Source organism: Rahnella sp. GSA61A, assembly GCF_019969905.1.
GTDB lineage: Bacteria > Pseudomonadota > Gammaproteobacteria > Enterobacterales > Enterobacteriaceae > Rahnella > Rahnella aceris.
The window spans coordinates 92,467-104,913 of the sequence record NZ_JAHXYO010000005.1 but is presented as its reverse complement, the minus strand read 5'-3'; the positions used below and the strand labels follow the sequence as shown (position 1 = coordinate 104,913).

The 12,447-nt window shown below is 58.2% G+C and carries 8 protein-coding genes; 5 read left to right on the top strand and 3 right to left on the bottom strand.

All coding sequences use genetic code 11. The features are described from left to right. Nucleotides 1-29 precede the first annotated feature (29 nt). The 5 genes from LC431_RS08625 (at nt 30) to LC431_RS08605 (ending at nt 3,165) form a co-directional block, all read left to right on the top strand. Nucleotides 30-1,181: a serine hydrolase gene (locus LC431_RS08625; RefSeq protein WP_037036440.1), complete on the top strand. Its 1,152-nt coding sequence runs from the start codon at nt 30-32 to the stop codon at nt 1,179-1,181. After that, complete coding sequence (locus LC431_RS08620; RefSeq protein WP_223509707.1) at nt 1,178-2,422, top strand: MFS transporter; 1,245 nt, start codon at nt 1,178-1,180, stop codon at nt 2,420-2,422. The genes LC431_RS08625 and LC431_RS08620 overlap by 4 nt, the downstream gene beginning before the upstream one ends. A 96-nt stretch (nt 2,423-2,518) precedes the next feature. After that, nucleotides 2,519-2,698, top strand: a complete 180-nt coding sequence (locus tag LC431_RS08615) for a hypothetical protein (RefSeq protein ID WP_223509705.1) — start codon at nt 2,519-2,521, stop codon at nt 2,696-2,698. After that, nucleotides 2,692-2,799 carry a small membrane protein YniD gene (yniD, locus tag LC431_RS08610; protein WP_223509703.1) on the top strand — a complete coding sequence of 36 codons (108 nt, stop codon included), beginning with the start codon at nt 2,692-2,694 and terminating at the stop codon, nt 2,797-2,799. Before LC431_RS08615 ends, yniD begins: the two co-directional genes overlap by 7 nt. A gap of 174 nt (nt 2,800-2,973) precedes the next feature. Further along, a complete protein-coding gene (locus LC431_RS08605) occupies nt 2,974-3,165 on the top strand; it encodes a hypothetical protein (RefSeq protein WP_013574325.1) in 192 nt (63 codons plus the stop codon). 20 nt (nt 3,166-3,185) lie between these two features. Here the strand turns inward: LC431_RS08605 and recD are convergent, their stop codons facing one another. From recD to recC, 3 genes are read right to left on the bottom strand one after another with little or no spacing between them, the layout of a single operon-like run. After that, on the bottom strand, nt 3,186-5,240 hold the full coding sequence (gene recD / locus LC431_RS08600; RefSeq protein WP_223509701.1) for an exodeoxyribonuclease V subunit alpha: 2,055 nt from the start codon (nt 5,238-5,240) through the stop codon (nt 3,186-3,188). Next, entirely contained in the window at nt 5,237-8,920 is a 3,684-nt protein-coding gene (gene recB / locus LC431_RS08595) for an exodeoxyribonuclease V subunit beta (protein ID WP_223509699.1), read from the bottom strand. The genes recD and recB overlap by 4 nt, the downstream gene beginning before the upstream one ends. After that, nucleotides 8,917-12,375: an exodeoxyribonuclease V subunit gamma gene (gene recC, locus LC431_RS08590; protein WP_223509697.1), complete on the bottom strand. Its 3,459-nt coding sequence runs from the start codon at nt 12,373-12,375 to the stop codon at nt 8,917-8,919. Before recC ends, recB begins: the two co-directional genes overlap by 4 nt. Nucleotides 12,376-12,447 lie beyond the last annotated feature (72 nt).

Genomic DNA, 12,447 nt, shown 5'->3' with positions numbered 1-12,447 from the left:
TTTAACACTTTCTGAAGCTGAGATATCCCATGAATTCCACTGCGTTGAAATCCCGACTTGATTGCGTTATCGCTCAGGCTATTCAGTCACAAAGACTGATCGGTGCCGTTGTCATGGTCGCCCTTCACGGCGAGGTGGTTTACCACCAGGCTGCCGGTTTTGCCGACCGGGAAAGCCACCAACCGATGACTGAAAATACGCTTTTCCGTCTGGCATCGGTCAGCAAGCCGATTGTGTCCACCGTGGCAATGGCACTGATCACCCAGGGGAAGCTGGCGCTGGATGACGATATTCAGACAGGGTTGCCGCAGTTTCGCCCTACCCTGCCAGACGGACAACCGGCACGCATCACGGTACGGCAGTTATTAAGTCATACCGCCGGGCTGAGTTACCGCTTTTTTGAGCCGGACGAAAACGGCCCCTATGCCCGCGCAGGGGTTTCTGACGGAATGGACAGCAGCAGCATTTCGCTGGCGGAAAATCTGCGACGTTTATCGGATGTGCCTTTGCTGTATACACCGGGCACGTCGTGGGGGTATTCGCTGGCCGTGGATGTGCTGGGCGCAGTACTGGAACAGGTCTGCAAACAACCGCTCGCTGAAGTGGTAAAAACGCAACTGACCGACCCGCTGAGCATGCATGACACCGGTTTCTTCGCACATGACCCGGCGCGGCTGGCTACGCCGTATGTCAGTGATGTGCCACAGCCCCATCGTCTGCGTGAAGGCGAAAAAGTCGCCGCTTTCGACAATACCGTGGGAATTGAATACTCGCCTTCGCGCGCACTCGATGCCCAGGCTTATCCTTCCGGCGGCGCGGGTATGGTCAGCAGCGCGGCTGACGTACTGAAGATGCTGGAAATGTTGCGTCTTGGCGGCGCTCCGTTGATCTCGTCCGCGCTGGTCGATGAAATGGGACGGGATCAAACTCGCGGAGCCGAACTACCGGAATCCCCGGGTCTGGGCTTTGGTTTAGGTTTTTCGGTATTACGTGACCCGCAGGCTGCCGCTTCACCGGAATCAACCGGCACGTGGCGCTGGGGCGGGGCTTACGGTCATTCCTGGTTCGTTGACCGTACCGCCGGACTGAGCGTCGTTGCCTTGACCAATACCCTGTATGAAGGCATGTCAGGCGCGTTCGTCACTGAACTGCGCGATGCGGTGTATGGAGCGCAGTCATGAATTCCCCTGCCTTGAAATCTCCCCTGCCACTTTCAGCTTTACTGGCGATGGCACTGACCGGCTTTATCGCCATCATGACCGAAACCTTGCCCGCCGGATTACTACCTCAAATTGCAGCGGATCTTAATGTGTCACCGGCGATGGCCGGGCAACTGGTGACGCTGTATGCCGCCGGTTCGCTGATGGCCGTCATCCCGCTGGCGGCACTGACACGGGGCTGGAACCGCCGCACTGCATTGCTGACGGCAATCTTTGGCTTTCTGATTTTTAATACCCTCACCACCTTCTCGACGAATTATGTCCTGACGCTCTTCGCCCGCTGGGTGGCCGGCGCGGCGGCAGGGCTGGCGTGGGGGTTACTGGCCGGTTATGCACGGCGGATGGTCCCGGTGCATCAGCAAGGGCGTGCGTTGTCGGTGGCGATGGTCGGCACACCTCTGGCGCTATCTGTCGGCGTTCCGCTGGGCACCTGGATGGGTTCCGCGCTCGGATGGCGCATGGCATTCGGCGTGATGTCCGCCATCACATTGCTGCTGATTGTCTGGGTGGTGAGAAAAGTACCGGACTATCCGGGGCAGGCCGCAGGGGAACGCCAGCCTTTAAGACAGGTAATGATGATGCCCGGCGTGCGCAGTATTCTGATGGTGATCCTGCTGTGGATGCTGGCGCACAACCTGCTTTATACCTACATCGTGCCGTTCCTGCGCCTGTCCGGGCTTGATGCACGGGCCGATCAGATATTGCTGGTTTTCGGCCTCGGCGCGCTGGCAGGCATTGGTATCACCGGCATGCTGGTGGATAAATATTTGCGGCGCACCCTGCTGGTCAGCCTGATAGCCTTTGCCCTGCTATCACTCGTGCTGGCGCTGAGCCGCTTTTCGCCGCTGACCGTGACATTGTGTGTCGCGCTGTGGGGGTTGACGTTTGGTGGTGCAGCAACCTTGCTGCAAACGGCGATTGCTGACGCTACCGGTGAACATGCCGATATGGCGCAATCGATGGTGGTCGTGGCGTGGAATCTGGCGATTGCCAGTGGCGGGGTAACCGGTGGGATCCTGCTGGAAACCGCGGGCATTGCAGTCTTTCCGTGGGCCATGCAGTTGCTTATCGTCGCCGGGCTGATTATTGCCGTTTGCGCCCGCAAGAACGGTTTCCGCCCGGGAGCCCGTCATGAAGAAATAGCACTAATGCCGGAGGAGCAGAAACGGGATCAAAGTTTCGAATCAGGCGAAAAGGTATAATCTCTAAACCTTTCCGGAACCAGAATGCTGAAGCCGCTCCCGATGCGGCTTATTCTCGCAAAGTAAAAATCAGGCAATTCAGAATCAATGGGAATCATGGAAGTACGCAATAAAGCCGTTATACTTTTGTCAGTTATTGCCATCGCAGCCTTACTGTTGATGGCGTTTGAATGGCTCACCGATCAGACCGTTCCTGAACTGAAAGAACATGTTGTCCACTATGTTGATCAGCACATGGCGCACTCAATGTCCGGATTGCAGGAGGAGAAATGGTAACCAAACGGATGATGACCAAGCACTGGAAAATGGTCGTAGTACTGCTGTGTATCTGTGGCGCACTGATGCTGTTACGCTGGGCGGCGATGTTCTGGGGGTAAAGTATTGCAAATTATCCCGCTTAAAACTGCTTAAATAAGCATCATTCCGGTCAGAGGGTTGAAACCTTCCGCTACGCGAGCCAGAATATCCTGAGTGATTTTTAAGAGCCCGTTCTCCCGTTTATGAAAATACTAAAACCTCGTCGTCCGCATGGGCGATGGACTTATTACATCATGCATGAAGACATTCTGTGGCCCTGCCCGGTTCGCTGGGAGTGGGAGAATGGCTACGGTGGCTGGCTGCCTTTTTATTACTCACCGACGCTGGAATTTGTGGCTGGCGATCCGGACAAAGCCACCAAAGTGGCAGGCAACAAGGCCCGCACGCTACATAAACTCGTCAGAATTCATGAGCACGAATGCTGATTTTCGTCTTCAGGTATGCGTTACGCGCTTTCGATTAATCCGCTGGCACGTAACACCCGACGCTTCACCGCATCCGGTAAAACGGCATTCATTCCCCCGACACATCCCAGACTGAACCAGTGACGCGCACGGGTAATGCCGGTGTAAATCAGCTCGCGCGTGAGGATCGGACTGAGATTCTCCGGCAGCAGCAGCGCGGTATGGGTAAATTCGGATCCCTGTGATTTGTGCACCGTCATGGCAAATACGGTTTCCACCGCCTGCAAACGCCCCGGCATCACCCAGCGGATATCCTGCGTACCGTCTCCGGCCAGAAACGCCACTCGCAGGGTCGGCACCACAGTACCATCGGCAAGACGATGCGGGATCTCCAGCGTGATGCCGATATCGCCGTTCATCAGACGCTGGCTGTAATCATTGCGGGTCACCAGCACCGGACGCCCCGGATACCAGCCGATCGACGCCTTAAGCAACCCTTCCTTTCGCAAGATGTCGGCGATGCGCTGATTCAGTTCTTCCACCCCCCAGCGCCCGCCACGTAAGGCGCACAGCAGCTGGAACTGGCTGTAGGCCAGAAGCACTCTGGCCGCCCAGCGGTTGAAGGCTTCCGGCGGTTCATTGTCTGCCGGTCGCGCCTGGATCATCACGTTGAGATAATGTTGATAGCCGACCGGAGGTTCTACGCCTTCGCGTCTGGCCGCCGCCGGGAACTGCTTCGTGCCGCCCTTCACCACCCAGTCGCGCAGTTCAGCATCATCGTCAGTGCTCAATGTCAGTTGCGCCAGGTCAGCGTATCCATGTTTCCAGACCTGTTTCAGCGCTTTCACATCCCCGTCATTTACTGCTTCCGCTAACTGACCAATGCCGCTTTGTGCATCAAAACGGTAACTGTGGCGCAGCATCACTACAGCCTGATCCATCGCCGTACCCTGGGGATCAACCAGCGAATCCGGGACCTGTTCGCCGGTCACGCTTTGCAACCAGTCGCGGGTATGCGGCAGATAATGGCCGCCGTTGGCGCGCTGACATAACTCGCTCAGTAATGCCCCCGCCTCCACCGACGCCAGTTGATCTTTATCGCCGAGCAGGATCAGACGCGCCTGTTCCGGCAATGCCGCCAGCAATGCGGCCATCATTTCCAGATCGACCATTGACGCTTCATCAACCACCAGCACATCCAGCATCAGCGGGTTGCCCGGATGATGGCGAAAATGCCGCGTATCCGGGCGGCTGCCGAGCAGACGGTGCAGTGTCACCACATCGGTGTTGATACTTTCTCGCACCGCATTACCGTTGCCGATCGCACTGAGATCCAGCTTCGATACAGCACCGGCAATTGATTCATTGAGTCTTGCTGCCGCCTTGCCGGTCGGCGCGGCCAGTCTGATGCGCAGTGGCTGACCATTTTCCTCCAGCGCCAGCGTCTGTAACAACGCCAGCAGACGCACCACCGTGGTGGTTTTACCGGTGCCCGGCCCGCCGGTAATAATGCTGAACGCACTGCCCGCCGCCAGCGCGCAGGCCAGTTTCTGCCAGTTGGCGATATCAGATTTCGCATCCGCCGGGAATAACGCCGTCAGCGGCGCACGCAAAGATTCCACCGGCAAAGTGTGCAGCGCACTGCGCGCCAGACGTTGTTCAATTGCCGCCCGCACATTCTGTTCGTACTGCCAGTAACGGCGCAGATACAGGCGCTGGCCGGTCAGCACCAGCGGCGAATTACCTTCGTGGTGTCCGACCAGTGTCGGGTGCACCAGCGCCGCCAGCCATTCCTGCAAACTCAGGTCGTCGAGCACGGCCGCCGGACGGATCACCGCGCCGTCAGCGTGATCGCCTTCCGGTGGCAGCGAGAGTGAGAATGCACTGTCATCAAGCGTGGCCTGCAAATCCAGACACACATGACCGCGCCCTAACTGATAGCTGGTCAGTGCGGTCGCCAGCAACAATAACGGATGCGCGTCCGGCGCTTCTTTTGCCAGAAACGTCACCAGTGCGCGATCGAGTTCGCGCAGCCAGCCACATTCCACCCAGCTCGCCAGCAGTTGTGCGATATCTTCACGGCTGTTGATTTTCATGCGTGTTCCTCCGTGCCGCTGAACAGAGCGTCGAGTTGTTCCATTAATGCTTTGTCCGGCCGCTGAACGCAGACGCCGTTACCCGGCGCGTGGCTGCCGCGCAGGAATAAATACACCGCGCCGCCGATATGCCGGTCGTAGTCATAATCCGGTATGCGGGATTTCAGCAGACGATGCAGCGCAAACAGATACAGCGAGAACTGCAAATCGTAGCGGTGCTCGCGCATTGACTGCGTCATATTTTCCTGGTCATAACCGCTGGCATCGTCTCCGAGCCAGTTGGATTTATAATCCAGCACGTAATAACGCCCGTCATGTTCAAACACCAGATCGATGAAGCCTTTCAGCATGCCGTTGAGATCTTCCGCCAGCAGCGGCGCACGCTCCGCGCCCTCAAGCGTGTATTGCTGAACCAGCTTGTCGAGGCGAACAGTTGAGACCTTTGTCAGCGAGAACCAGAACTCCATTTCAACCTGATAAGGCGGCAGTTCCGCCAGCGTGAAGGTTTCACCGTCCGGCAGGGCTAACGGCTGCGTCAGTAACGCGGTCAGCCAGCCGGAAAGCGGTACGATCCACTTTTCCCAGCCGCGCGTATTACAACGCCGCGCAACCTGATCGGCGATTTTCGCCGGATCCTTCGCCAGTGCCGCAAACCCTTCGTCGCCCGCCCATTCCAGCAAACCGTGCAGGAAATTACCCGGCGCAGGACCGCGCGGAAACGCATACAAATTCTCACCGGTCATCGGTTGCAAAAGCCCGGGCACCGGCTCTTTGTCTTCCACAAATACTTTCTGATCTTCTAAATAGCTGTCCTGAGCTGCGCTTTCGATCTCACCCCGAGGTTCCCGGTTCAGGGTCTCCGGCACCATGTAGGTGCCTGCCGGTGCGATTTGCAGGCCGGAGAAACTCGACACCCACCAGCGCGGCCCTTTATGCGTTCGCAGCGGAGGACGCGGCCCGAGTTCCGGTAACAACTGCTCACTGCGATAGATTGCGCCATCCGTAACAGGCAGCGGCCAGGCGCGAATAGTGTCTGTCTCCAGTGCCTGCAAACTGGCGGGCAGCGCATCCGCATCGATCGCGTCGCCGCCGTGGAACAGATAGCCGGAGGCGCTCTTTTCGAACTCTTTCAGCGGTGCCATGCCCAGCCACAGCGCGTAACGCGAGCGGGTCATCGCGACGTAGAACTTACGCAGGTCTTCCCCCAGACGCTCGCGATCGGCCTGCACCAGTTGTTCATCCGTCGCGCTCAGCGCCACTTCCAGTTCACCTTCCGCCGTGTGCCATTTCAGCGGTGAGTCCTGTTTTTTCACCGCGCGGAAAGCACAGGCGAAAGGCAGGAATACCAGCGGATATTCCAGCCCTTTGGACTTATGCACCGTGACCACTTTCACCAGTTCAGCATCGCTTTCGAGACGCAGTTTGCGCGCATCACCCCCCTGATGTTCATCCTGACACTGTTCCGCCAGATAGCGGATCAGCGCATGCTCGCCGTCGAGCTGAACGCTGGCCTGTTGCAGCAGTTCAGAAAGATGCAGCAGGTCGGTCAGCGCACGTTCGTCACCACGGCCGAGCAGACGGCGCGGCACGTCGAATTCCCACATCAGGCGGCGCAGCATCGGCAGAATGCCCTGTTTGCGCCAGCAGGTACGCAGCGCCTGAAACTGCTGAACGTAGCGCTCCCACTCGCTTTCATCCTGATTGAGCCGGTCCAGCGCTTCCCAGCTCAGGTTCAGCGAAGGTGTCGCGAGGGCCGCGCGCAGTAACCGGTCGTTTTCCGGCGCAGCACAAGCCGCCAGCCAGTATTGCAATTCGCCCGCCTGCGCACTTTCAAAAATCGATTCTTTATCGGAAAGATACACACTGCGCACGCCGCGTTTCGACAGCGCAACGCGCACTGCGGTCGCTTCCCGCCCGGTGTTCACCAGCACCGCGATATCGCCGGGCATTACTGGCTTCAGCGTTTCGCCGGGCAGGCCAAAACCGGCAGAACCTTGCTGGCCGAGGCGCAGCAGGCGAACAATTTCCGTGGCGCAGCCGTCGGCCATCATCTGGACATACTGGTTTTTCGGCAATACTTCCGCCTGATTCTCCGGATACCACAGCGTCAGCGCAGCGGCTTCGGCATCATCAATTACCAGTGTATCGGCGCGTCCTTTGGCTTCTACCGGCAGGAACGGCACCTGATTTTCAGCGCCGCGCCGGAACAGGAACGCGCCCTCGCCGGACTTGCGATTTTCGGCCAGTTCAAACACCTGATTCACTGACGCCACCATCGCGCGGGTAGAACGGAAGTTGGTCGCCAGCGTGTAGTGGCGGCCGCCGGTATCACGACGGGCGCGCAGATAAGTATAAATATCGGCACCACGGAAGGCGTAAATCGCCTGTTTCGGGTCGCCGATCAGGATCAGACCCTGCTCCGGCGCATTTTCCGCCACACGGTAAACGGCGTCGAAAATACGGTATTGCAGCGGATCGGTATCCTGAAATTCGTCGATCATCGCCACCGGGAATTGCGTACGGATGATCTCCGCCAGCCGCGCGCCGTTGTCACTGCTGAGCGCAGCGTCCAGACGGGTCAGCAAATCGTTGAAACCCATTTGCGCGCGCTTTTGCTGCTCGAGGTCAAAACGATTTTTTATCCAGCGGCAGGCATGTTGCAGTAAACCGCTGCGGGCATCCGGCAAACTTTCCAGCCGGGTTTTCAGGGTTTCCATTGCCGAAATGGCCGGATGGACGGGCGCAACGCCCTGCTTCCAGCCTTCGTCTAGGCCTGCCGGTGTCAGGCGGGTCCAGCCGGTTTTGAGATCCGGGATTATTTCGTCGCTGGTTGCCCAGGCGTGAAGTTTATCCAGCCACGGATTGAAATATCGCGCCTGAATTTTCCCATTCACCGCTTTCGCTGCTACCGCGCCTTCGAGCATTGTGCGCAGTTCCTGCGTCCATTGCGGCCAGTCTTGTTTCAGCGCAGCCAGTTCCGCCGCTTTCAGGTTATTCACCGTTTCACATACTTCGGCAGGCGTCTGATCTGAGCCTAACTCTCCGGCATATTCCAGCAGCGGCATCACGCTGCGGTGTAAGTCTTCCGGTGAGCGCCACCAGCCGCGCAACATACGGATTTCCTGCTCACCGAGCGGGAAATAGAAACTGCGCCAGTAATCGCGCACCACGTTCATCAGCAGTTCGGTCTGGTCGGTTTCCAGCGTCTGGGTAAACAGGCTGTCGCTGTCGAATGCGTGCTCGCCAAGCATGCGGTTACACCAGCCGTGAATAGTGGAAACGGCAGATTCATCCATCCATTCCGCCGCCAGTTGCAGCTTGCGGGCACAGCCCGGCCATTGCTCAGGCGTATATTCCGCACGCAAATTTTGCAAAAATTCGTCGCTGTCATTTTCCGCGTCAGGATTTCCTAAAAAATACCCCGCCGCTTGCGATAAACGCGCACGTATGCGATCGCGCAGTTCTTTGGTTGCCGCATCGGTAAAGGTCACCACCAGAATTTCCGGCGGCGTCAGCGGGCGGCTGAAGGCGTTATCGCCGCCGTGCCCGAGCACCAGCCGCACATACAGCGCGGCGATGGTGAAAGTTTTGCCGGTACCCGCGCTGGCTTCAATCAGGCGGCTTCCCGTCAGCGGAAAGTTCAGCACATTCAATGCTGATGGCAGACGTTGTTCCGTCATTCCTTGTCTCCTTTCTTACTGCGGGAAAGATAATTGATCAGCGGTGCCAGTAGCACATCGGCCAGCCGGGCAAATTCACCGTCAGACCAGAGTGCGGCAAAGTCCGGCCACGCGCGGGCCAGGTACGCATTGCTGTCACGCTCACCAAATTTCATGTTGGCCGGATCGTGATTTTCGTAGCTGTCGCGGGCGGCAAGCCAGGCATCGCTGTCCGTTGCGCTGTGCGCCGTGCCCTCTTTTTTCAGCCAGACAAAGGCGGTTTTTACCGCCAGCGACAACGGCCGCAACTGCCCGATTTTCCACGTTTCAATCAGCGTGTCCCACAGTTCGCGCGCATAAGCGATCTCCAGCGGCGGTAATTCGGCGGTGCCGTTTTTGCTGACGATAAAGGTGTGCATTGGCTGTCCGTCAAGATGCCCCGCAAGATGCGCAACCCAGTAAGGCAGCAGCCGGTCAAAGCGGTAAGCGCGATCTTTTATGATGCCGGTACTTTCCAGCACCACGCGGGCACGGCCGCCCGCAGCATTTGCCCGCAGTTCGCTCAGCCAGTCGGAGAACATCACACCACCGGTTTTATCTTCCAGCGCCTCATTCGCCAGCGGCTGAGGCCATGCATCGAGAACCTGCTGATAGCTGGCAAACAAGGTATCCATCGGTTCGGCCAGATCGTCACTCAGCACCGCAGCAAATTCGCCCGGTGCCAGCTCGCCGCGTCGTTCAATACGTTCGAGTTGCTGACGTAAAACGTCCTGACGCGAAACGCCCGCTTCCAGCGCCCATTTTTGCGCGCGGATCAGCTCATCCTGCAACCGCCAGTTTTCCAGCGCATTGATGTCGAACGGCTCCTGATCTTCGCTGCCCGGATCTTCCAGCTCAAAGTAGATATTCAGCCGCTGGCGGAAGAAACTGCGCACCGGATCCGACAGGAAATCCGACAACTGACGCAGCGTCAGTGCGCTTTCCTGTTCCACCGGTTGCAGCGGTTGCGCTGCCACGGCAGCGGCTTCCGCTTCCAGCCCGGCGCGCCATTCGTGCGCATAACTGAACAGCGGGCTGCCCTGACTGAAATAGTCGCGGTTGAACGGTTGCAGACGATGTTCGGTGGTCAGGGCGTGCAGTAAATCTTCGCCACTTTGTGCTTTCCAGCCTGCCGCCAGATGGTCGCGCAACTGCGCCACCAGCACCGAAGGCGGGCGCTCGGTGTTGTCATGAATGCTGCGCCCCACCCAGCTAATGTGTAAGCGTTCACGCGCAGAAAGCAGGGCTTCGAGGAACAGATAACGGTCATCTTCACGGCGTGAACGGTCGCCCGGGCGGTAATCGCGCCCCATGAGGTCGAAATCCATCGGTACACGGTTACGCGGATAATCACCGTCGTTCATCCCCAGCAGATGCACGTGGCGGAAAGGAATGGCACGCATCGGCATCAGCGTGGCGAACGTCACCGCGCCGCCGAAAAACGGCTGGGTCAGACCCGACTGGTCGAACTGCGCCAGCCAGTGATCGCGAACCACCGACAGCGGCAGTTCGGCCTGTAAATCTACGCTTTCACAGGCTTCGAGCCAGATTTCCAGCTCACCGTGCAGACGCACTAAAATAAAGCCATCTTCACCGTCATCCTCGCTAAAGTATTGAGAAAGGATATGACGCAGACGCCTGCCCCACTCCTGCGGAGGCGCAGGTTCACGTAGCTGACGCCAGGTGTCATCCAGGCAGTTCAGCAGATGTGACAGCGGGCCAATCAGTGCCGCATCCAGCCCGCCGATTTCATCCAGCGGCTCGATGTTTTTCCAGGCTTCGCCGCTGCCCACCGCATAGCCCAGCAACATGCGTTGCAGACCAAAGAACCAGCTGTTTTGCTCCGGTGATAACGGCAGTTCGAGGCTCTGGCGCTGCTCGGCATGCAGCCCCCAGCGCACGTTGGCGGCTCTGATCCAGCGGTGCAGCAGCGGCAGTTGTTCTTCTTCAATCCCGAAACGCTGACGCACCGACGGCACATCGAGTAAATCCAGCAAATCACTGACCGCAAAACGCGACTGTGGCAGTTCCAGCAAACTTTCCAGCGCACCGAGTAACGGATTATTCTGGCGCGGTCCCTGATCGGCAACGGTGAACGGGATATAACGCGGATCACTGCGCTCCATCAGGCCAAACACCGCCTGAATGTGCGGCGCATAACCGTTGATATCCGGCACCATCACGATAATGTCGCGCGCTTTCAGCGTCGGATCTGCGGCCAGCGCCGCCAGCAGGCGGTCATGCAGCACTTCCACTTCGCGCTGGGCGCTGTGGGTAATAAAGAAACGCAGGGAATCGTCATGCTGAACGTCAGCGGCAGGCCATTCATCGATGGTTTCAGCCAGCGGGCGCAGCTGCAAAATGTCTTCCTGCAACTGATGCAACAGGGTATCGGTGCCGTTTGAGGTAAAGAGGTCGATGCGCGGGATCACCGGCGCCAGTTGCGCCGCATAGGATTCGTGGTTGTCGTATTCATTCAGCAGACCGATATAGTCACGCCCCTGCTTGCCCCATGCCGCCAGCAACGGATGCGCATGCTGATGGAGCTCATCTTCGGCAATGACCTGCGGCATGCCCGGCTTACGCAACTGACGTATCCGCTCTGCGCGCAGCAAATCTTTATCAGCAATGATATCGCTCCAGTCGTGCTCGCACGGGTTATGCACACACATAAAGATGTGTGTCCAGCGTCCCAGCACGGCCAGCACTTCAAGGGATTGTTGCGGTAACGAGGAGATGCCAAAAACCACCAGCCGCGCCGGTAAACCGGCCGGGCGCTGGTCTTCAGGAATAGTTTGCGCATAGTGCAGGAAACGCTGATGCAGCGCCGCACGGCTGGTGTTGCGCTCGTTTTCAGGTACATCCGCCAGCAGCGCGCGCCACAGTTGCGGCTGCCACAGCAGGTTTTCCGGCAAGGACTCGCTGCCTTTACGGCTGGTGCGCAGAACGTCCAGACCGTTGCCCCAGTCTTCCAGCCAGTCAGCACGGTAAACCTGATACTGATCGAATAAATCCGCCAGACGCTGCGCCAGCTGATGCAATTTACGCATATCGCCGTCATCTTTTAAGAAACGGGCCAGCGGCGCAAAAACGGGTTCGGCAAGCAGTTCGGGTAACAGGCGGATCAGGCGCCAGGTCAGCAGCGGACGGTCAAAAGGCGACGATTCCGGCACCTGTTCTTTGCCGAGCACCGCGCGGTACACCTGCCAGAAAAAACGTGCCGGAAGTTTGATATCCAGCGCCGCCGCAATTCCGCAGCCACCGTCGGTCACATCACGCGCCAGCGCCAGTTTCAGCCACTGGTTGATGCCGTTGCTCTGCACCAGAATCACTTCATTTTCCAGCGGCGACAGCGGATGCGCTGCCATCCACGAGACCAGCACGTCCCTCAGCGTTTCTGAGTGATTTCCGTGTAATACCATCAAACCTGAATTCACGCCCGCATCCCTTATTATCGCCTGTCAGGGTTGAGATTTTGCGTTGATTTGGAAAGGATTGAAAGGACAGAA